Source organism: Pseudanabaena sp. UWO310 (assembly GCF_006861605.1).
In the GTDB taxonomy this organism is placed as follows: domain Bacteria; phylum Cyanobacteriota; class Cyanobacteriia; order Pseudanabaenales; family Pseudanabaenaceae; genus Pseudanabaena.
In genome coordinates, this window is the sequence record NZ_SELU01000045.1 from 17,771 (window position 1) to 39,575 (window position 21,805).

Here is a 21,805-nt window from a genome sequence, read left to right on the forward strand (position 1 = left end):
CCCCCCCAGCCCCCCTTAAAAAGGAGGGAGAATGCATCTTCTTCCCCCTTTTTAAGGGGGATTGAGGGGGATCTCTTAGAGTTTTGACCGCAGAAAGTAATTCTTTAATGGTTTCTTAAACTAACTGATTGCGAACGGCAAAAACTGCGGCTTGGACGCGATCGTTTACGCCCAGTTTGTTGAAAATGCCATTGACATGGGATTTAATCGTATTGATACTGAGATAGAGATTAGAGGCAATTTCAGGGTTACTCTTGCCCTCGACAAGCATGGAAAGTACTTCAAATTCTCTTGCCGAAAGCTTAAAGCGATCGCCTGAATTTCGAGTTTGACTTAGCGAAGATAGGGATGATGCCATAATCGTGATTCCTTATTTGTGAATTGAAAACCAAAACCAGTAAGGGTTTTAAAACATGTCAGCAGGGTCAGCGGATTGTAGGCGGCGCGTAGCGATCGCCCCCGAAAGAACACACATAGCAACAGTGAGAAGGAAAACCGTAGTAGCTCTTGCCGTAGTCATGGCGATCGGTAAGGCGGTTGCCCCTGCGGCGAGGCTATATAACCCAATCGGGATAATCACTCCTGGAATAAATCCCAAGAACGCGAGAATGATCGCCTCTTCAAACACGATCGCTAGCAAATATTGATTGCGATAGCCCATCGCTTTAAAGGTGGCGTATTCCTTAATATGGCTATTAACATCGGTGGAAAGCACTTGATAAACAATCACCACCCCCACCACAAACGCCATCGCCGTTCCCAAACCAAAAATGAATCCAATCGGGCTTTCGGTCTTCCAAAAGCTCTCTTCAAATTCAATATATTCGGCATGGGTGAGAACGCGGACATCGTTGGGTAAATAGGCTTTTAACTCGGTGGCAACTTGCTGAGGGTCATGACCCGATTTAACTTTAACTAGCCCTAAACTGATACTTGCCACATCGCGTTTGGGAAAGAAATGGAGAAAAGTCTGATCGCTCATCACCAAAATGCCATCGGCTCCAAAGGATGCGCCCAGACTAAACAGCCCTGTAATTAACACGTTGCGGCGATCGACTTCGGTTTGAACGGGTTTGCCCTGTTCGACGATCGCGATCGCCTGTTGATAATCGCCCCTCGACTTGCGATCAAATAGCACGCGATCGGGAATTTTGATTTGGTCGAGTTGTTGATTGATTTCAGGCAGATTCAAAGCTGGCTTTTCAGGATTAAAGGCGATCGCCTGTACGGAAGTTTCTTTGCGACTATCGGGATTTCTCCAAGTAATGATATTGGAATAAAAGGCTTCAGCCGAATCAACACCCGCAATATCCTTAGACTGGTAGAGCCTGCGACGGGAAAATGTACTCAAATTTTGGGTATTCCGAGCTTGAGGACTGACCAACACAATATCGGCATCTAGGGAGCGGCTAAGCTTCGTATTGCTGTCGTATAAAGCGCTTTGGAATCCCAGTTGCATAAACATCAACACATCGGCAAAGGCGATGCCCGCAAGAGCTACCACCAATCGCCCACGTTCGCGACTCAGTTGCAACCACCCCAAGGGAGTTCGGCGTTGAATTTGTTGGATCATGCTCATTGCTCGATCTCCATGGTCACTTGCAGATTCGTAAACTTCGCCGCCCTTTGGCTCGAATCTCGATCCAGAACGACATGGACTTCCACAACCCGACCATCAATATTTGTACTCGGATCGGTATTGACAATGGTTTGCCGCTTCACCTGCGAATCAATGCGTTCGACTTTCCCTAGCAATTCACCCGAAATAGAATCGCTCAAAATCTTGACCCTTTGGTTGGGCTTGACCTTTTGGATATCGCTCTGATAGACCTGCGCGATCGCATACATTTGCTGGGTCTTGCCAATGGAAACAATGCCATTATCAGAAACAACTTCCCCAGCGCGAGTATGGATTTCAAGAATCTCCCCCGCGATCGTTGCTTTGACATAGGCTTGATCGAGATTTGCCTTCGCCTGTTTCATGGCAGCGATCGCCCGATCGATCTCCACCTGATTTGCCTCCACATCCACCGCCCGCACTTCCGCCACCCTCGCTAAATTCGCCTCCGCTTGATAAATTTGAGCAGGGCTAGTAGTTTGAATCCGATTTAATACGGCTTTCGCTTCCTGTACATTGCGCTGAGCCGTATTCAGAGTTAATCGCTTACTATCCAGAGTCGAGTTAGAAATCGCCCCTTCCCTCGCTAACTGTTGATAGCGATTAAATTCCAATTCCGCATTTTGTAATTCCGAATTTAGGCGATCGACGGTCGCCGCTTGTGCTTCCACATCTCCCTGACGCTGAGCTTGCAAACGGACAATTTCCGCCCGTTGCGCATTAATTTCGCCCTGCTTGGCTCCCGCTTGGGTAATCGCCAGTTTTGACTGCGCCACTCTGACATCTTCTTGAGCCTGTTCGTAAGCCGCTTGCAAGCGATCGCGACTATCGAGAATCGCAATTACCTGTCCGACCTGCACGCGATCGCCTTCTTGCACTAGTAATTTCTCTAACCGATTGCTATTAGTCGAGTTTGCTGAGAGTTTAATCACTTCTCCCTGAGGTTCTAAACGACCTAGGGCAGTTACCGTATTACTTTTAACAGGAGCAATGACCGTTTGGCTCGCGGCAGTTTGGCTAGCCTGCGATCGCCAGACCCCATAACCGACAACACCGATTACAACTACACCAACCGTCGCCGCAAGCCAGCGCTGAGACTTAATACCCGACCCACCATCAGAAGAACTTTGCAGCATGGCGACACCCTAATAAAACTAAACTGTTTCGTTTTCTTTAAAACTAAACTAAACTGTTTCGTTTAGTTTGTCAAGCAGTATGATAGAAATAATAAGAGGGAAGAAAAGCGATCGCTTTTCTTCCCTCTTGCGAAATAATTTATCCAAATGAATTTGAATCGCGCAAAACGCGATTCAAATTCACATCAAAAGTATATGAATGACCCAATCATGACCAAGGCAAAACCTGTGGAGCGAGAGCTATCTTCTAAGAAAACGGAATTAATCCTTGAAGGAGCAATGCAAGAGTTTCTAGAACATGGCTATGCAGGCGCTCGCATCGATCGCATTGTGGAGGCAGCAGGAGTCTCTAAGGCGACCGTTTACCGCCACTTCCCCGATAAAGAAGCTCTATTTACAGCGCTGATCCAGCGGATGTCATGCCGCAAGAGTATATTTGAGTTGCAAATCCAGCAGGCTGTTGAAGAATCACCAAGCGCATTTTTAAAACAATATGCCATTACCATGCTGGAAAATGTTGCCACAGATCCCCAAATCCTGACATTTTTAAGAATTATTATTGGTGAATCTGGACGCTTTCCCGAACTGGCAAGAGCTTTTGTGGTGAATCTTGAGAAGGTTAGTTTGGACTTCCTCACGCAATACTTGACCAAACATCCACAACTGCAAATAGCCGATCCTGAAGTTACAGCCCGTGCATTTATTGGCACTTTAATTCACTTTGTGATGCTTCGCGATGTCTTGCAAAGTGGAGATATCGTACCGATAGAACGCGATCGCTTGCTAGATGGATTGATCGAATTAATTCTTCGGTAGTCCTTTAGGCTGTTCTTTCCCTCATCAATCTGACTAACCAATCTGGTAGGTTTGATTCCGTCCTAACTCTTTAGCTCGGTACAAGGCGTAGTCAGCAGCCGTAAGTAGTACCGAAGGATGGGAATCAGCCATAGGTACTAAGGAAGTTACCCCCATACTCAAGGTCACAAATGTACTAACTGCCGAATCATCATGGGGAATCATCAAATCCATTAGACCCTTGCGAATAACTTCCGCAATTGCCATAGAACCTTCTATATCAGTATTTGGTAAAACGACAACAAATTCTTCGCCACCATAACGAGCCGCTAAATCCGCTGGACGACGCACCGATTGTTTGATCACCGAAGATACTTTGCGCAGACAGTCATCGCCAGCCACATGTCCATAGGTGTCGTTGTAGTTTTTAAAGAAATCGATATCACACATGATCAGAGACAGTGGCAATTGATCCCTTGCTAACCTCTGCCATTCCTGTTCAAGGTACTCATCAAAACACCGACGATTGGCTAATTGCGTCAATCCATCTAAGTTGACCAAGCGTCCTAACTTCTCATTGGCTTCCTGTAGCAATGTTTCCGCAATAATTCTGCTGTGAATCTCTTGCTTTAACCGCTCATTTTGTTCTTGCAACTGTCTTTGTAATCGTCGCAAGGTCAACTGATTCTCAATTCTTGCTAGCACTTCGGCAATTTGAAATGGCTTGGTAATATAGTCCACCCCACCGACAGCAAAAGCTTCAACTTTATCTAATACTTCATCCCGTGCGCTTATAAAAATTACAGGAATATCACGGGTCAATGCGCTGGATTTTAATTGCTGACATACTTGAAACCCGTTCATATGGGGCATATTAATATCTAGCAACACCAAATCAGGCGGATCGCTATGGATGTCTGACAGAGCCATGTAACCATCCTCTACACCTCTTGCATGATATCCCTTGCGAGTTAGCATGGTAATTAGCAAGTGTAAGTTAGGCGGCGTATCATCTACGACTAAAACGCACTCTTTTTTAGGTATGGCTTCGGGCAGTTGCATTTTCCTAGCGTCAAGACATCTTGAACATATTGAGTAGATTATTCACCATTATTCAACCAAAAGATAGCAGACAGTAAGCAATATCAGCCTCAATAATTCGTATAGCCCATCCTAACCTGAAAATACCGCGATCTTGGTTGGTAAATAGTTCGGTAGGAAACACAAAACATCCAGACTAGGCGAATAGCGTATGCTTATATGGCGCATATGGCAATCCTAACTTTACCCATTTACCGATTTAATAGCTACGGTCACTTGACTTAGAACAAATCAAAATCCAAGAATTGATTGGCGGCGCTCCGCGCCGCCAATCAATTCTTGGATTTTGTGTCTCAGTACATTGACGACAGCTACATTACCTATTTGGCGCTCCCCAAATTTTTTAGTAGGAAGAGAGTAAAATACAATGAAGATAGACAATGAGGATAAACAGTGAAGATAGTTCATCTGACTATCTCTATTATTTTGGCTATTATTTTGGGGAATTCTTTTAATTCTCTTTTGTTAATTCTCTTTTGTAGTCCCAGAGTATTTACCCACAGTATTTACCCACACCCATATTTACCCACAGTATTTAACCGTAGTTAGCTAATGTCTAGTAGTGCATCTCAAAGAATCGATCTCTCAGGAAGTGCTTTGGGAATGGTCTCAACTATTAGTTTTCCTGCGATCGTGGGCACGGCTGATATGATGCTCAAATCAGCCACAGTGCGACTAGTAGGATATGAAAAAGTCGGCAATGGTTTTTGTACAGCGATTGTGAGGGGACAGATTACGGATGTCCGCATGGCTGTGGAGGCAGGAGCCGAAACTGCTAGGGAATTTGGGCAGCTAGTGTCAACCATAGTGATCCCGCGTCCCTATCCAAATTTGGAGGCAATTTTACCCATTAGTAGCCGTCTCAGCCAGTTGACTGATGGGCGCTATAGTCGCCTCAGCAACCAAGCGATCGGGCTGTTAGAAACACGCGGATTTCCAGCGATGGTTGGCGCTGCCGATATGATGTTGAAATCTGCTGATGTGCATCTCGCAGGCTATGAAACCATTGGGGCGGGTTTATGTACGGCGATTATTCGGGGGAATGTTGCTGATGTGGCGATCGCGATCGAAGCAGGCATGTACGAAGCCGAGCGTATTGGTGAATTTCATACTCTCATGATCATTCCTCGTCCTCTAGACGATCTCGAAGAAACTTTGCCAACCTCAGAATATTGGATTGAAACCCCAGTACCCGTAAATATTCCGATGATTGCGCTCCAAGAGCAGGAACGAGAGCTAGTCGAATTACCTAACTTAGAAATTGCTGAAGTTGAAACTATTGCCATTGGCGATCGCTAAATCTTGATCGCTAAATCTTGATCGCTAAATCTTGACCGCAAACCTTGAGCGCAAATCTTGACCGACCAGATTCCTAACCGCAAATCCAGCGTAGCAATGGGAATAAGCCAAGATTATATCCATTATTTAGATTTATCATGACGGCTTATATTGTCAAATGTACCGCCACTCGTTATCGTAGATATAAAGATAGAGTTGAATATATTTATATTATTCAGTTTCTCTGATTATTCAGATTTAAAATGGCTATATCCGTAGTAATAAATACTTATCAATTATTTTGAATGATTGATTGAGGAATTAATTGCCACAAGGAGTCACCAAACATCTGTAAATTAGCTGCGAAAAGCCAGCTACTAAAAAGTAGCGGCAAAAGTGCGCCAAGCGTCATCTCTTTTTTTATTTTGTTTTAAAAATTTGAAATTTGATGTTTCAAGCGAACCGATCGTAGCTAAGATCAATAGTTGCGCTCGTGCATCTACATCTTTTGATAGATACAACCGCGAGAACTTCAGTTTTTTAGAGATTCGTAAGGATACTGGCTTAAATTATGCCAATCGCTATTGGAATGATCGAGACTAGAGGCTTTCCCGCAATTGTAGAAGCGGCTGATGCCATGGTCAAAGCAGCTCGTGTCACCCTTGTGGGTTACGAGAAGATCGGCAGCGGAAGAGTAACTGTCATCATTAGAGGAGATATCTCTGAGGTGAAAGCATCGATCGCTGCTGGTGTTGAAGGTGCCAATCGAGTTAATGGGGGCGAAGTTGTTTCGACTCACACCATTGCTCGACCACATGAGAACCTAGAGTATGTGCTACCTATTCGTTATACGCGAGAAGTAGAACAATTTGCCTTTTGAGGTTGCCTTTTAAGGTTGCCTCTTAAGGTTGCCTTTTAAATATGCTTTTTAAGATTGTCTCAAAAAGCCAATCGGAAAAAGGTATCAAAAGACTAAATTTTCATTAATTTCATTATTTGTTTTTTAGGAGAACATGAATTATGGCGATCGCAGTTGGAATGATTGAAACCCTTGGTTTCCCTGCCGTTGTAGAAGCAGCAGATGCTATGGTCAAGGCTGCTCGCGTAACCTTGGTTGGCTACGAAAAGATCGGTAGCGGTCGTGTGACCGTAATCGTTCGTGGCGACGTATCCGAAGTGCAAGCTTCTGTAGCCGCTGGTACTGAGTCTGTCAAACGTGTAAACGGCGGACAAGTGCTTTCCACCCACATCATTGCTCGTCCTCACGAAAACCTCGAATACGTTCTACCTATTCGCTACACCGAAGAAGTCGAGCAATTCCGTGACAATGTTAACTCTATCCGTCCTATGAATCGTCCATAGTTAGGTTTTAACTAGCGCTGTCGCTTTTTATGCTTGGGTAGCAGCATCGCTTTAGTCCAGCACTTGACTTGTTCGTATTCACACCTATTTACGTACTTATGGTTACGTACTCATAACGATATGCAAATCGCTAAAGTTTGCGGTACGGTCGTCAGTACCTACAAAGAGTCCAATTTATCGGGAACCAAGTTTCTGCTTTTGCAGCTTGTTGATCTGCAAGGGCAGTTGCTTTCAGACTATGAAGTGGCAACTGATACGGTTGGCGCTGGCGTGGATGAATGGGTGTTATTCACCCGTGGAAGTGGAGCAAGACAGGTGCTGAACAGCGAGAACCGTCCGATTGATGCCGCAGTTATTGCGATCATCGACACTGTGAGCCTAAGCGATCGCACTCTCTATAGCAAAAAATATAGTGAGAGAATGCAATAGTGGCTTTTATTAATAAATTATTAATAAATTATTAATAGCTTATTGAAATTTACTAATAATTTATTGGCAAGTACCACCTAATATTCAGAACTAATCAGAACTAAATATTCAAAGTTAATTCAAAGTTAGATATTCGGCAATCAGCGCTAGTCAATATATTTCTCCAACCTTGTCGATTAAGTTGTTATTTGGAGGAGTACTTTTAAGCTCTTATAGTCTAGGTTTTGCGAATCCAGATATAGGCAAAAATCTTAGAAGTGCAGATTCATTATGGTAGTTCGTAGTTTTGCTGCCCCACCTACACCTTGGTCTAGGAATTTGGCAGAACCCCAAATCGATCCATCCGCCTACGTTCATTCTTTTTCCAATCTAATTGGCGACGTATATATCGGCGCTAATGTCTTGATTGCTCCAGGCACCTCAATTCGTGCGGATGAGGGCAATCCTTTTCACATTGGTAATAGTACAAACGTCCAAGATGGGGTTGTTATTCATGGGCTCGAAAAAGGTCGCGTGATTGGCGATGACGGAAAAGAATATTCCGTCTGGATTGGCGATAGTACCTCAATCACGCACATGGCGTTAATTCACGGCCCTGCATATGTTGGCAATAATTGCTTTATAGGGTTCCGCTCGACGGTATTTAATGCGCGAGTTGGAGACGGCTGTATTATTTCCTTACATGCTCTCGTCCAAGATGTAGAAATTCCTGCGGGTAGATATGTTCCCTCTGGTGCAGTGATTACAACGCAGCAACAAGCCGATCTGCTACCGAATGTACGGGAATCAGATCAAAATTTTGCGAGTCATGTTATCGGTATCAACGATTCCTTGCGACAGGGCTATCGCTGTGCTGCTGATATTGCCTGCATTACACCGATTCGCCAGCAACAGAATTCGTCACCGCCCATTAGCAACTCTGCTGCTAGCACGCAAATTAAGAAGCAAGATTTTAATCAAACTAATCAAACCAATCAAAATTTTACAAATTCAAGTACAAACTCAAGTACATACCCAAGCACAAATACAAACGCACAGAGGAACGAACCTATGACTGGGGATTTAGCGCAGCAAATACGACAACTCTTAGCTCAGGGATATCATGTCGCGGCGGAGTATGCCGATGAGCGTCGGTTCCGCACTGGATCTTGGCAATCCTGTGCAATTCCACACTCATCTGAAGCCTCAACCGTAATTTCGGCAGTTCAAGCAGCACTGGTCGAAAATGAAGGCGAGTACGTACGCTTATTTGGTGTAGATCCCAAAGCAAAGCGTCGTCTTGCCGAAACTATCATCCAGCGTCCTAGCGACAAGCCTGCGGTAATCAGCAACGCCACCGCCAATGGGGCTAGCCCTAGCTATAGCGCCCCAAAAGCCTCGTCTAATGGCGCAGCTAGCAGTAGCAATGCTGATATTGCGGGTCAAGTACGTCAACTCCTTGCCCAAGGCTATCGCATTAGTACTGAGTATGCCGATGCTCGCCGTTTTCGTTCGGCTGCATGGATGACTGGTCCTGCGATCGATGCTTCAAGCGAATCCAGCGTTATTGCGGCTTTAAATAATATCTTGGCAGAGCATGAAGGTGAGTATGTACGTTTAGTAGGAGTCGATCCTAAAGCTAAGCGTCGTGTAGTCGAAACCATCATTCAACGGGCTGACGGCAATGCGGTGAGCATTGGTCAGTCCAGTGGCGGTAATGCTGCTACGACCTATAGCGCTCCTCGCAGTAGCAATGGTAATGGTGCTGCCAGTGATGTATCGACAACCGTGGGGCAGCTTTTGGCGCAAGGTCATCGCATTAGTGTCGAACATGCCGACGAGCGTCATTTTCGGACAACTTCTTGGCAAACCCTTCCCGCCATCACTGCAAATAGCCCATCGGCAGCGATCGCTGCTTTAGAATCCTATATTGCTGAATATAGTGATGAGTATGTGCGTCTTGTGGGTGTGGATACCAAAGCAAAACGTCGCGTGGTGGAATTGCTAGTACATCGTCCTGGCGGTCAACCCATTGCCGCAACAAGGACGGCAGTTAAGGTCAGCAACTCTAGTAATAGTTCCTACGGTGGTGGTGCTGCTGGCAAACTCAGTGCGGATATGTTGGCGCGGATTCGTCAGCTATTGTCTCAAGGCTATCGTATCGGTACAGAACATGCGGATGAGCGTCATTTCCGTACTAGTTCTTGGCATAGCTGTTCGCCGATCGCAGCGGCAAATGAGTCTGAAGTAATTCGGGCTTTAGAAGCTTGTCTGGCGGAACATGGTGATGAATACGTGCGTTTGCTCGGTATTGATACCAAGGCAAAGCGCCGCGTATTTGAAGGCATTATCCAACGCCCTGCTAAGTAGGATTGTTTTTGGTTTCCAATGAGTACGCACTCATTGGAAAACCGCAATAAATGATGATTTTAGAGATGATTTTAGAGAGCCTCACGAAGCGAGGTTCTCTATCCAAGCCTATATAAAATCGGGTTTGACTACAAAGCTATACCAATTCACAAAAGTGTTGTCACACTTTCGTGAATTAAAAACCAAACCTAGTCAGGGTTTTCGAGTTAAGCAATGGCGTAGCCATTTCTTAACTCGGTATTAGGTGATCCCAAGGTCATCGAATTAAAGAATTTAACAATTAATGTAATGCAATCGAACTACTTACCACCTTTAGAACCGATCGGAGATTTTCGCTCCTACGTTTGTGGGGATGTAGTAATCGATCAGAATGCAGCGATCGCTTCGGGAGTTTTGATTCAAGCTGATTTGGGAAGCCGTATTACCATTGCTGCGGGTGCATGTATTGGCATGGGGGCTGTACTTCACGCCCAAGATGGATTATTAGAAATTGGGGCTGGGGCAAATTTGGGGGCTGGGGTGCTGGTTTATGGCAATAGCAAGATCGGAGAAGGAGCCTGCATAGGCGCATCGAGTTCCATTGTGCGGGCGGTGATTGCCAAAGGAGCGATCGTCCCTCCTTGTTCCTTGATCAGTGGCTTAGAGCAGAGCGCGGCGGAAAAAGAAACAAGCCCTGCGATCGCCCAAGAATTGGAGATAGGCAGTAGCGCCACTTCACCTACAAATCATTCTTTCACCCACACTTATTCCTCTGCAAAACCCTTGGCTAGCCAACCTTTAGGCAATCAGTTCATGCAGGGCTCGATATTTAGAAAAGGGATTGCCCAAAATGCGGCTAACTCTATGGCTGAGGATGCCATCTCTGATAACTTTATCGAACGCTCAACCACGGAAACCTACTTGCATACTAGCGTCACCGCTACCCCTGAGAGTGTGATTGCTAATTCTATTGAACGGACAGTAACCGAGACTCAAGTTGAAATTCCTACGGAAGTGATCGGTGAGCGATCGCTAGAAACTGTCACCTCGGCCAACGAACAAGTTGAGCAAATTCCTGATGAAGTAAAGCCGACGGAAGCAGATATGTCAGCACTTGCAGTGAATTCAGCACAGGCTAAAGCCTATGCCCAATCCCAAATTAATCGCTATATCAAACGACTCTATCCCCAAAATTAAAAACGAAAGCCAGAGAGAGTACCGCCCGCTATGCGGGCGGTACTCTCTCTGGCTTTAATACCAAAACTAAAAATGGCTACGCCATTTTTAGTTTTGGTATTAAATCATCCAGATAGCTCATCCACCTAGAGCTTTGCAAGTTTTGATAAAGCCCATAAATTTAGAAGTAGCCCGAAAAGGCATATCTCTAATTTTATGGGCTTTATTCATGGGTTTTATTCATGGGTTTTATTTATGGGCTTTATGCTGTAGGGGGTAGAAATAATTGCTAAATGTGATGATAATCACTGCAAACCTGACGCTTAAATTACATTCTTATATGGCTTAGGCGATTATCATACAGTTTAGTTATATTTCCCCTTTATGACTAAACTTGCAATTAGTCTCTAGGTAACAAGTTTATAAATAGTACTCAGCTAAAGTTCGGGAAACAAAAAGACGTAAATTTTAGTCACTGCGCTCGTTGGGACAACATTGTTGGAGGAATATGAAGATGAATAGCACATTTAGCATTAAATCTAGTATCGCCTTGCTAGTTTTGGGTGTTGCTATGCTTGCAGCCCCCACACAACCAGCAAAATCAACGTTAGACGCGCTTATTGGTTACCAATCTGAGATCGCCGCCTCAGCCTTAGGCGCGATCGCCAGTACTATGCAATATGAAATTGTTTAGTCCAAAATTCATCCAGTAAACGCGGTAATAATTATCGTTTTTACTAGATGAATTTTGAAACAAACATTTACTAAACTTGCTAGAAAACAAAAAAGAGAAGCATCGTCAAGCAATACCTCTCTTTTTTGTTTTTTCCTACGGTGACCGATAGATAAAACGGTAGAATATTAAAGACAATTTTTGGCTTTGGTGGACAAGGGGCAATTTTGGAAAAAGGTACGCTAATCGAAGTGAAATTGCATGGCGATCGCCGCCTTGTCGTAATCGATCGTCCTGAAGGGAAGAAACACTTTCAAGCGATCGATGAAAATGGGAACAGCCATACCATCCATCCCCGTGAAATAAATTACACCATCAAAGCGAATGGCGAAAGCGCCAGTTTTACCTACACCCAAATTCCCTCATTTTTACAAAAGGTCGAAAAATTTCTCGATCCCAGCAGCCTAGAAGTGGCTTGGGAGATTTTGATTGAAGAAAATCAGGCAACAAATCCCACCAACCTTGCCAACCTTTTGTTTTCTGAAGCCTCAGCGGTTACCTGTTATGCATCCTATTGCTTATTAAATAATGACAAGATTTACTTTAAGCAGAAAGGGGATCTCTACGAGCCACGATCGAGTTCGCAAGTCTCAGAACTAAAGCATCAAGCGGAAGCTGCTGCCCAACGAGCTAAATTAATTGAAGAGTTTCAACAAAAGCTATCAACTAGGTTATCTGGCGGTGAGGTAACTTGGACTGCGAGCGATCGCAGTCGGCTGGACTGTCTGGAGCGCTATGCCCTCTATGGTGATGAGGCTTCAGACAAGTCCGCCGCCCAAGAGTTATTAACCTTTGCCAAGCGCTCTAAAAACGAACAGTCCGCCTTTCAAATGCTCGTTGATTTGGGCATTTGGAACGAACATGAAAACCTTAACTTGCTGCGTAGTCAAGTTCCTCTACATTTTGCCAATGAGGTGGTTGCGGCTGCCCAAGATTGTCTAAATGCGCCAATTCCCGACAATATGCAGAACTTGCGGCGCGATCTCACCCATCTCCATGTTTATACAATTGACGATATCAGCACGACGGAAATTGATGATGGACTGAGTATTGAAACGCTCAGTGATGGTGGCAAACGTATATGGATTCACATTGCCGATCCGACTCGATTGCTCGATCCTGATAGTCCCTTAGACAAGGATGCACGCAAGCGGGGCACAAGTGTCTACTTGCCCACGGGGGTGATCCCCATGTTCCCGATCGAGTTAGCCGCAGGTCCCATGAGCTTGATCGAAAATAAGGTCTGCCATGCGCTTTCGTTTGCCGTCGATCTAGATCGGGTTGGTGCGGTTGCCCATTATGAAATTGTGGCAAGTTTAGTAAAGCCAAACTATCGCCTCACCTATGAAGATGTAGAAGAAATGTTGCAACTAGGGGTAGAGGACGATCTGGATCGCCTTGCCGACTTTGCCCGTCTCCGCAAAAAATGGCGCGTCGAGCAGGGGGCGATCGAAATTCATTTACCCGATACTACGGTCAAGGTCAATTCTCAGAGTGGCGATGGCTTGACCTTAGAACTAATGGAAGATACTTTTTCGCGACAATTGGTTGCGGAGATGATGATTCTCGCGGGGGAAGTAGCTGCAAAATTTGCCCAAGCCAATAATATTCCCATTCCCTATCGATATCAGGAACAGCCCGAATTGCCTCCTCTCGATACTTTGATGCAATTGCCATCGGGACCTGTGCGCGAATTTGCAATCTGTCGCTGCATGACCAAAGGTTCCTTAGGTTTATATGCTTCGCGTCATTCAGGTTTGGGGCTTGATGCCTATGCTCAGGTAACTTCGCCGATTCGTCGTTACAGCGATCTACTTGCCCATTGGCAAATCAAAGCTTTTTTGCGTCAGGAATCTTTGCCCTTTACGGCTGAAATGCTCACAGCCATTTTGCAGGCGATCGATCCTGCGATTTGGGATGCCAATCAGGTTGAGAAACAATCAGTTCGTTATTGGAGCCTAGAATATCTGCGACGCAATAAGGATGTGGTGTGGGAAGCTCTCATGTTGGATTGGTTGCGCGAAAACGAAAAACTAGCGTTAGTGCTGATCGAAGATCTAGGTTTGAAGTTACCTATGCGAATTAATCGTCAGATTCAAGTAGGCGATAATCTGCGCATTAAGACGGGTGAAGTCGATCCCCGCAAGGATATTATTTATTTTCAAGAGGCGCAGCAATCCACTTCCCTTTTAGAAATGGAAATGGAACGGGATAGCGATCGCTTTGAATCTGAGTACGCAACTCTCTAAATCTCGTCAATAATTTCGCTAATAAACTTCTGCATTTTCCTTAATGGTCGTGGAATCTCTATTTATGCGCCGCCCCTGTTTGCTTTACCAAAGCGATCGCCCAATTCCCTATCTCACAGCATGGCAATGGCAAAAAGAGCTAGTAGCGGAGCGCAAACAAGCAAGACGTGAGGGTAAGGATTTACCCGATGTGCTATTGCTGGTAGAACATCCTGCCGTTTATACCCTTGGTCAAGGTTCAAGTTTGGAGTTTCTCAAATTCAAGCTTGATGAACCTGATATCGAGTGTCATCGCATTGAGCGAGGTGGGGAAGTTACACACCATGCGATCGGGCAGTTGGTCGCCTATCCTATTTTGAATTTGGATCACCATCAGCATGATTTGCATTGGTACTTGAGGCAGCTTGAAGAGGTAATTATTCAAGTTCTAGCTAAATTTAATGTAACTTCAAAGCGTATTCAAGGCTTAACGGGTGTGTGGATTGATAATGTTGGTCAAGCTCAAAAGATCGCGCAAGTTGGAATTAAAGTAAGTCAATGGATTACGATGCATGGCTTTGCGCTAAATGTATGTATGGATCTAACAGGATTTAACCGCATTGTTCCCTGCGGAATCTCCGATTGCCAAGTTTGTAATCTGAATCAGTTTGTCCCAGATATTGAGTTTGTAAACGTAAAAAAGGCGATCGCGCAAACCTTTGCGGAAATATTTAATTTGGAAATGCAATTTCAAGCGATCACCCCAAAAATACAATGGTCTATTTCTAAGCTGTGATAAATCACCAGATAGTTTTGACGGGATACTGTGCGATCGCCCCATCTAATGTTATTAGCGATAAGTCTTCAACTAAACTTTGGGCGATCAATAGACGATCGAATGGATCTTTATGGAAGTTAGGCAAACTGTTAATTCTTAAAATGTGAGACATCTGGACGGGGAGGATCTCAAACTGATTAGAGGCAATACGACTGGGAATATAGATTTCTGGCGGTTCAGATAGAGAAAGTTTTCCAGTACCAACTTTGATAATAATTTCCCAAGCGCTGACAACGCTAAAGTAAATTTCGTTATTTGGATCGCTAATGATCTCTTTGGCGTTGGCAGATATTTGTGGATCATCAGCAACCCACCAAAGAAAGGTATGGGTATCAAGTAATATTTTCATGCCCATTAGCCTAGAAAGTCAGCAAGAATTTCATCGGGTAATGGAGCATTAAAGTCGGGAGCGATAAAAATTTTGCCTTTGTCTTGTCCTGCTACGCGAGGTTGACGTTTCCTTTTGCTAGGTGTAATTGTTGCTACTGCTATGCCGTTTTCACAGATGATGATTTCTTCGCCAAGCAGGACTTGTCCCATTAATTGAGAAAATTGTTGACTGGCTTCGGGGATGGTGACGGTGATAGTCATATTATTTATTAAGCGCTTTCTCAAATAGCGATCGCTAGCCAATATTCTGGTAGTAGTGTATTTAATCGAAGCTGCAATCGATAGGTATCCCTCCTCATTATAGCTAAGGCGATCGCGCAAACCTTTGCGGAAATATTTAATTTGGATTCACAGGTTTATTGTATATAATTTAGGGTGATTTTTATATACTAATATTTGATTTAATATTATGTATTTGATTTAATATTATGTACTTTGAAATAATAGAATATTTTGTAAATCAAAATATTTTCAATAAACTGAAGTTAATAAAACAAGAATGGTTTGACGCTTGAAATCATTCGCCTTATTTCTTTTCCGTTATGCTTAAGTAGATCGTGTCCCCATGTTTCATTAGTATTTTTAGCACAATCTTTGGCTAAAGATTCCCCAATTGCTTCAAAAGATTTACTATTCATGGCTGTTTTTAACTTCTCTGGCGAAGTTCGAGAGCCAAGAATAAATACTTTTTCCTTTAAATCATCTGGAATCTGACCTTTAATATAGTTTAATCGATCTTCATATCCCGAAAAGTTTAGCTTATGATCGTCAAAATCGATAAGTAAAGCAATCATTGTTTGAGGATATTTTCGCATTATCGGAACATAATCGTGCAGAAATTCCTGTACGACATCTCCCCAGCCACCAGCAAATTGAAGGACTTGAATTGCTCGACTATTGAGGCTTAATTCAAGGAGAAATCCATTAGCAATTTGACGGTTAGCTTTGTCCTCTGGTAATACTAGAAGATTTGGCTGATGTCTGTTGACACTCATAGTTCTATATCACCAAGAATCAGAGTCTTGACAATATCATCCTTTATGGGAATCTCAATCTCACTTAATAATCTAATTAACGTTGGTTCTAGATGACTTTTGCGATCAAGGAAAAAGGTATTCTCATTTGAAAACTTGCTAATTGCTTCTCCGTTATGTGAGGTTACTAAAATCTGACCGCTATTCTTAAATGAGCGTCGTAAAGTTGTAATGAAATGCCCTACCTCTGATAGAGAAAGATAGTTGTCAGGCTCATCCCAAAAGCAAAAAGGACTATAGTACTTATTGGCAGCTAATACCACAGCACAGAGAAAAAAGCATTTTTCTCCATCCGATAAATCTTTAAAATCAACACTAAGTTCTGCATTATTTGCCTCAAACCGAACAATCATGTTTTTCGCATCTTTACCGATCTTTTCGTTTTGAAAATCTTCAATATCAGGCATAACTTCTCGAAGATATCGATCAGCCTGCGCATAAGCGGCGGGGTAACGGCTAAGCAATCCAGAAAACCATTCACCAAAATTTGAACCATCTCGTTTTGGCTCCAAAGTTTCACCACTTGATTCTCCCGTCATTAAGCTTGGTATTGGAGCTAAAATGATCATCCGAGATAGCCAATTCTTGAAAATATAAAGTGGATCGTCTTCTGATTGCACCTGAATTAATGGAAGAGCTACAAGATGCAAATCCACTTGAAATTCAGACATCAATTGGCTAGTTAATGGGAACTGGTTAGAAAGAATTGCAATCCGATAACCTTGAGGTGTTTGAGTTTGAATATTGTTAGAATAAAGTTTGAGTTGGGCACCTTCGCGTAAATAGATTGGATTGCCTGCAACGAGTAATTGTTCTTCAAATATACGAATTTCTCTGGAATTATCAGACAACGCTAATGCAAGAACATACTTGTACAGTTGATTTTTAAGTAATACTTCTACTTCAAATCGAATAGGAACATCAGACCTACCGCGATTGAAATCCTTAGTCTGTATGAGTTGATCAACTCTATTGATACTTCGACCAATACTTTGTAATATTTCTAATGCAAAAGCAATAGTCGATTTACCTGCACCGTTCTTGCCGATTAGAAGGGAAGATGGGAGATCCTTGAGGACTAACTCAAAATTTTCTAAGCATCTGAAGTTATGCACATATAGTCTTTGAAGCATAAAATGAAAAATTCCAAAGTGTAAAAATTGCAAAAAACTTGGATGAATCTAAGCATTTTAGCTATTTTTACGTTTAATTAATATAAGTACTGAGTGTTTATGCCAAAGCTCAAAATGGCGTAGCCATTTTGAGCTTTGAAAACCTTTACTGAGTTTGTTTGTTAATTTACAAAAGGGTTGTCACACTTTCATGAATTGGTATTATCTCAAAAATTGCCAAGAAGCGCCCCTTAGGGGCGCTTCTTCATTTATTAAGAAGTAGCTAGCGTACGACGCTTGGTGACCATGCGGAAGGCTTCGATGATATCGCCTTCTTTCCATGTGGTGAATTTAGCAAGGGAGATACCGCACTCAAATCCAGCGGCGACTTCCTTGGCATCGTCCTTAACCCGTCGCAGCGAGTCAAGCACGGCGGCATGGACAACCTCATTGCCACGTTTGACACGGACATTACAGTTGCGAACCAGCTTGCCATTTTGGACATAGCAACCAGCCACAGCACCCTTACCAATTGTAAAGATCGCTCGGACTTCAGCTTGACCGAGATACTCCTCGACCATTTCAGGATCGAGTAAGCCCTCCATCGCATCTTGGATATCTTCCAAGAGCTTATAAATGACGTTGTAATCGCGGAAGTCAACACCAAGGTCGTCAGCAGCCTGTCTTGCTCCAGGAGCCATCGTAGTGTTAAAGCCAAGCACGACCGCCGAGCTAGCTGCTGCCAAACTAATATCGTTTTCGGTGATTTCCCCAGGAGCAGAGAGGAGGATGCGGAGTTGGACTTCGCGTTGAGGTAGTTGAGCCAAGGAGCCGAGAATTGCTTCGAGGGAGCCTTGTACGTCTGCCTTGAGGATGATATTGAGTTCCTTGAGGTCGCCTTCCTTGACCTTCTCGGACAAAGTACCGAGGGTGACACGACGGGAAGCCATGGCCTGTACCAAGCGGGCTTGACGTTGATCCATGGTGCGTTGATCAGCGATCGCCCGAGCTTGTTTTTCGTCTAGATAGACTTCAAACTCATCACCTGCCGCAGGGACATCGCCCAGTCCGAGGACTTCGACGGCAAAGGATGGCGAAGCTTTATCGACGCGCACACTGCGATCGTCAACCATCGCCCTGACCTTACCAAAGGCAGCACCAGCCACGAAGATGTCACCCACACGCAACGTACCATTCTGGACGAGCAAGGTGGCTACAGGTCCCTTAGCCTTATCGAGGTGAGCTTCGATGACCGTGCCCTTAGCTGTACGGTTGGGGTTAGCTTGTAAGTCTTCGACTTCAGCAACCAGCAAGATCATTTCCAGTAAGGTATCAAGATTCTCACGCTTGATCGCACTGACGGGAACCATGATGGTATCGCCACCCCATTCTTCCGCAATAAGGGAATATTCCGTTAATTCTTGGCGAATGCGATCGGGCTGAGCCTCGATCTTGTCAACCTTGTTAATGGCAACAACAATAGGTACTTTCGCAGCACGGGCATGACTGATGGCTTCAATGGTCTGGGGTTGGACTCCATCATCGGCAGCAACAACCAGTACGGCAATGTCAGTAACCTTCGTACCACGCGCACGCATGGCGGTAAAGGCTTCGTGTCCGGGGGTGTCGAGGAAGACGATCTGCTGTTTCTGACCGTTATGTTCGACATCAACGTGGTATGCACCAATATGCTGGGTAATACCACCTGCTTCTCCTTGAGCCACCTTACTCTTACGAATGGCATCCAGCAATGTGGTTTTACCATGGTCAACGTGTCCCATGATGGTCACTACGGGAGGACGACGTTGAAGCTTATCAAGGTCGCCAACATCGATCATTTCCGTCTTGAGCGCTAGCTCTACGACCTCAGGATCATGTACCTCATAGCCCAACTCTGCCGCTACCATCTTGGCCGTACCGACATCAAGAGTCTGGTTAATATTCGCCATGATCCCCTTCATGAATAGGGTGCGAATTACCTCTGTCTCAGAAAGGACTAGACGCTTAGCAAGTACGGCTACGGTCATGCCCTCTTCGATCTCAACGGAAGTAGGCTTTTCAGGAATGACCTCGACTTGTTGGTGACGACGATCGCGACTAGGTGCGGATTTTCTACCCTTTTGCGTTGGTTTAATATCTGCCGCCATAGTTGGCTTCGATGGCACGGCGATCGCCTTAGGACGAGCCGCAGGACGAGCTAGGGACAGACTGATCTGCGCAAGCTCATTAGCTGCCTCAAGATCGGCGGCATCGTCATCATCATCAGCAAAGTCACGCAGATAGCGCTTGGGCTTGTTGAGACGATTCTTTTCTTTTAGCTCAAGAAGATCTTTTTCTTCTTCTTCCTTGGACTTGCCCTTACGCTTGTTGGCTTTATTCGGTAAGGTGGGCTTTTCTAAAAGTTCAGGCAATACGGGGGCAAACCCACCTACGGTTTCAGGCTTTTTGCCAGTTTTATCCGCAATGACGGGCTTTTCGGGAGCACGCATCAAGGTGGGCATCGGTGGACGCAAATTATGGGGTGGTTCGGTAGGAGCCGTGATTCCCCTTTCAATGAGTACCGAGTCCTTGACTAATTTTGGTCCACGGCTCTGCGGTCTGCCACCAGCAGGAATTGCCACAGGTTGTTCGACGGGTTTATTGAGCTTTGGTCTTTCGGGCTTGTTAACCTTTGCTGTTTCTTGATTCCCCTCCGCTGAAATTGCCGCAACCCTAGTCTGTTCAGACTTACTCTGGTTGGATTTTGCCGAAACTCGTGACTCATCGGATGGTCTGGCGGCAGGTGGCTTAGGCGCAATAATAACTTTAGGTGTGACCGCAGGCGTTTTGGGACGCTCTGGGGCAACGGGCTTGTTTAACTTAACTTGAGGCGGCGATACGCTCACTAAGGCTTGCTTGGGTGCTAGAGGGCGCTCGGTCTTTTCGGTCTGCGATCGCGGCTCTACCTTGGGAGTCTCCTTTCTTGGAGCCTGTTCTTTCGCAACGGCTGGTTCCTTGGGCGCTTGCTTGACTGGATTTGCCTTTGTTGCCGCCTCTTCAACTGGAGCCTTGACTGGGATCGCCACAGAAGCAGTCTTTTCTGGGGACTTGGGAGGGATAGGAGGCGCAATTAATTCCGATCTTGGAGCCGTGGGCTGAGGTTCTTTGATCGTTTTAGGAGTTACTGGTGGGGTCAATGCTGTTTCTGATGTCAATTCAATTTTGGACGCAGTAGTGGACGCAGTAGTGGTTTCGGGCAGATCGACCTCTAGGACAGAGGGACGAAGCGGAGGCTTAACTAATGGAGAAGCAGAGGGCATGGGCAAGGAAGGGTTAATAACAGCAGTTTTGGCAGGAGGTTCTGAGCTAAGCTCAGCGATCGCACTAGATGAATTCAGTGGGGGTGAATTAAGTGGGGGAGTGAGAGGAGGTACTGCTCCTACATTACCAGAGACAGGCGGAGTATTCAGACGAATCGTAGGCTTGGTAACGGCAAGAATTTGCTGCTTAGCAGTACGAGCCTCTGACTCTTTGGTCTTTGCCGCAGTCACAGATTTCTTTTCAGAAGCTCTGGGATCGGCAGTCTTAGGGTGTTGTTGAGGGGCTTTGATGCGTACCAATGCCGCCTCTGATTCTGTAATTGTACTACTATGACTTTTAACAACTATATTTAACTGTTCGCATACTGCGATTACATCTTTGGTGTCGAGGTCTAACTCTCGTGAGAGTTCATATAGTCGAACTCGATTGCTTATACTCATTGCTTACTCTGCCCTGCGTAACTGTTGTACACGATGAAATTGAATTTACATAGAAGTTGCTTCCTATCTTTTGCTAGGTTGAATTACATTGACTGAATTACATTGACCATAGTTAATCTTAGAAGCGCCTAGCTATCCCTGCGGCACAGGCTAGCCCGAATAGTTTTCAAGTCAGTTTCAATTTTTAGATGAAACTACTATAGCTATTATTACTCATACAACCTAGTAATATGAGAAGTTAGATAACTTAGCTCATAAAATTTGGCAAAATCTCATTCAGTTTACTAGCTCTTGTACATTAACCCTAAACACAATTTTTGAGAAGAGATTTTTTGGAATATAGCTCTTTATGTTGATATTAGGCTCAAATCCAGACAATGTAACACTTTGCTTGGTTTCACCTAAAGATTTAAGGTACTGTACTAATGCTCTGAGCAAGCTTTTAGGGCTTTTTAGGGGTTTTAGTTGGCTAACTTAATTGTCCTCACCTTTGATAGTTGTTTACAT

The 21,805-nt window shown here is 44.5% G+C and carries 18 protein-coding genes and 1 pseudogene; 10 read left to right on the forward strand and 9 right to left on the reverse strand.

What is annotated here, in order from left to right:
- Positions 1 to 115: 115 nt before the first annotated feature.
- The 3 genes and pseudogenes from PseudUWO310_RS15145 to PseudUWO310_RS15155 all read right to left on the reverse strand — a co-directional run.
- Positions 116 to 301 (reverse strand): annotated as a pseudogene (locus tag PseudUWO310_RS15145) (response regulator transcription factor); the annotation flags it as partial.
- A 105-nt stretch (positions 302 to 406) separates the two neighbouring features.
- Positions 407 to 1,579 (reverse strand): ABC transporter permease DevC, encoded by a 1,173-nt coding sequence (devC, locus tag PseudUWO310_RS15150; protein WP_142602689.1) that lies wholly within the window; start codon positions 1,577 to 1,579, stop codon positions 407 to 409.
- Positions 1,576 to 2,754, reverse strand: coding sequence for an ABC exporter membrane fusion protein (locus tag PseudUWO310_RS15155; protein ID WP_142602690.1), 1,179 nt, complete (start codon positions 2,752 to 2,754; stop codon positions 1,576 to 1,578). The genes devC and PseudUWO310_RS15155 overlap by 4 nt, the downstream gene beginning before the upstream one ends.
- A 195-nt stretch (positions 2,755 to 2,949) precedes the next feature.
- On the opposite strand from PseudUWO310_RS15155, the gene PseudUWO310_RS15160 reads away from it, so the two are divergent.
- Positions 2,950 to 3,570 (forward strand): TetR/AcrR family transcriptional regulator, encoded by a 621-nt coding sequence (locus tag PseudUWO310_RS15160; RefSeq protein WP_223805683.1) that lies wholly within the window; start codon positions 2,950 to 2,952, stop codon positions 3,568 to 3,570.
- Positions 3,571 to 3,603: 33 nt separating this feature from the next.
- Here the strand turns inward: PseudUWO310_RS15160 and PseudUWO310_RS15165 are convergent, their stop codons facing one another.
- Entirely contained in the window at positions 3,604 to 4,611 is a 1,008-nt protein-coding gene (locus PseudUWO310_RS15165) for a PleD family two-component system response regulator (protein WP_142602692.1), read from the reverse strand.
- 591 nt (positions 4,612 to 5,202) lie between these two features.
- Here PseudUWO310_RS15165 and PseudUWO310_RS15170 point away from each other — a divergent pair.
- The 9 genes from PseudUWO310_RS15170 to lipB all read left to right on the forward strand — a co-directional run bounded on the left by PseudUWO310_RS15170 (position 5,203) and on the right by lipB (position 14,980).
- Positions 5,203 to 5,949, forward strand: coding sequence for a carbon dioxide-concentrating mechanism protein (locus tag PseudUWO310_RS15170; RefSeq protein WP_009625738.1), 747 nt, complete (start codon positions 5,203 to 5,205; stop codon positions 5,947 to 5,949).
- Between the two features lie 550 nt (positions 5,950 to 6,499).
- The gene (locus PseudUWO310_RS15175; protein ID WP_009625737.1) at positions 6,500 to 6,808 is read left to right on the forward strand and encodes a carbon dioxide-concentrating mechanism protein CcmK; all 309 of its coding nucleotides are present in this window, start codon (positions 6,500 to 6,502) and stop codon (positions 6,806 to 6,808) included.
- Between the two features lie 140 nt (positions 6,809 to 6,948).
- The gene (locus PseudUWO310_RS15180) at positions 6,949 to 7,290 is read left to right on the forward strand and encodes a carbon dioxide-concentrating mechanism protein CcmK (protein WP_009625736.1); all 342 of its coding nucleotides are present in this window, start codon (positions 6,949 to 6,951) and stop codon (positions 7,288 to 7,290) included.
- A gap of 120 nt (positions 7,291 to 7,410) precedes the next feature.
- Positions 7,411 to 7,719, forward strand: coding sequence for a EutN/CcmL family microcompartment protein (locus PseudUWO310_RS15185; protein ID WP_009625735.1), 309 nt, complete (start codon positions 7,411 to 7,413; stop codon positions 7,717 to 7,719).
- A gap of 270 nt (positions 7,720 to 7,989) precedes the next feature.
- Positions 7,990 to 10,068: a ribulose bisphosphate carboxylase small subunit gene (locus PseudUWO310_RS15190; RefSeq protein ID WP_142602694.1), complete on the forward strand. Its 2,079-nt coding sequence runs from the start codon at positions 7,990 to 7,992 to the stop codon at positions 10,066 to 10,068.
- A 288-nt stretch (positions 10,069 to 10,356) separates the two neighbouring features.
- The gene (locus PseudUWO310_RS15195) at positions 10,357 to 11,244 is read left to right on the forward strand and encodes a hypothetical protein (RefSeq protein WP_142602696.1); all 888 of its coding nucleotides are present in this window, start codon (positions 10,357 to 10,359) and stop codon (positions 11,242 to 11,244) included.
- 493 nt (positions 11,245 to 11,737) lie between these two features.
- On the forward strand, positions 11,738 to 11,917 hold the full coding sequence (locus PseudUWO310_RS15200; RefSeq protein WP_142602698.1) for a hypothetical protein: 180 nt from the start codon (positions 11,738 to 11,740) through the stop codon (positions 11,915 to 11,917).
- 206 nt (positions 11,918 to 12,123) lie between these two features.
- Positions 12,124 to 14,205 (forward strand): ribonuclease catalytic domain-containing protein, encoded by a 2,082-nt coding sequence (locus tag PseudUWO310_RS15205; RefSeq protein ID WP_142602700.1) that lies wholly within the window; start codon positions 12,124 to 12,126, stop codon positions 14,203 to 14,205.
- Positions 14,206 to 14,269: 64 nt separating this feature from the next.
- Entirely contained in the window at positions 14,270 to 14,980 is a 711-nt protein-coding gene (gene lipB, locus PseudUWO310_RS15210) for a lipoyl(octanoyl) transferase LipB (RefSeq protein WP_142602724.1), read from the forward strand.
- Positions 14,981 to 14,984: 4 nt separating this feature from the next.
- Here lipB and PseudUWO310_RS15215 read toward each other — a convergent pair whose 3' ends face one another.
- The 5 genes from PseudUWO310_RS15215 to infB all read right to left on the reverse strand — a co-directional run bounded on the left by PseudUWO310_RS15215 (position 14,985) and on the right by infB (position 21,298).
- Positions 14,985 to 15,371: a type II toxin-antitoxin system VapC family toxin gene (locus PseudUWO310_RS15215; protein WP_142602702.1), complete on the reverse strand. Its 387-nt coding sequence runs from the start codon at positions 15,369 to 15,371 to the stop codon at positions 14,985 to 14,987.
- A gap of 5 nt (positions 15,372 to 15,376) precedes the next feature.
- Positions 15,377 to 15,613 carry a type II toxin-antitoxin system Phd/YefM family antitoxin gene (locus tag PseudUWO310_RS15220; protein ID WP_055076636.1) on the reverse strand — a complete coding sequence of 79 codons (237 nt, stop codon included), beginning with the start codon at positions 15,611 to 15,613 and terminating at the stop codon, positions 15,377 to 15,379.
- 284 nt (positions 15,614 to 15,897) lie between these two features.
- The gene (locus PseudUWO310_RS15225) at positions 15,898 to 16,407 is read right to left on the reverse strand and encodes a hypothetical protein (protein WP_142602704.1); all 510 of its coding nucleotides are present in this window, start codon (positions 16,405 to 16,407) and stop codon (positions 15,898 to 15,900) included.
- On the reverse strand, positions 16,404 to 17,579 hold the full coding sequence (locus PseudUWO310_RS15230; RefSeq protein WP_142602706.1) for an AAA family ATPase: 1,176 nt from the start codon (positions 17,577 to 17,579) through the stop codon (positions 16,404 to 16,406). Before PseudUWO310_RS15230 ends, PseudUWO310_RS15225 begins: the two co-directional genes overlap by 4 nt.
- A gap of 251 nt (positions 17,580 to 17,830) precedes the next feature.
- A complete protein-coding gene (infB, locus tag PseudUWO310_RS15235; RefSeq protein WP_142602708.1) occupies positions 17,831 to 21,298 on the reverse strand; it encodes a translation initiation factor IF-2 in 3,468 nt (1,155 codons plus the stop codon).
- Positions 21,299 to 21,805: the final 507 nt, after the last annotated feature.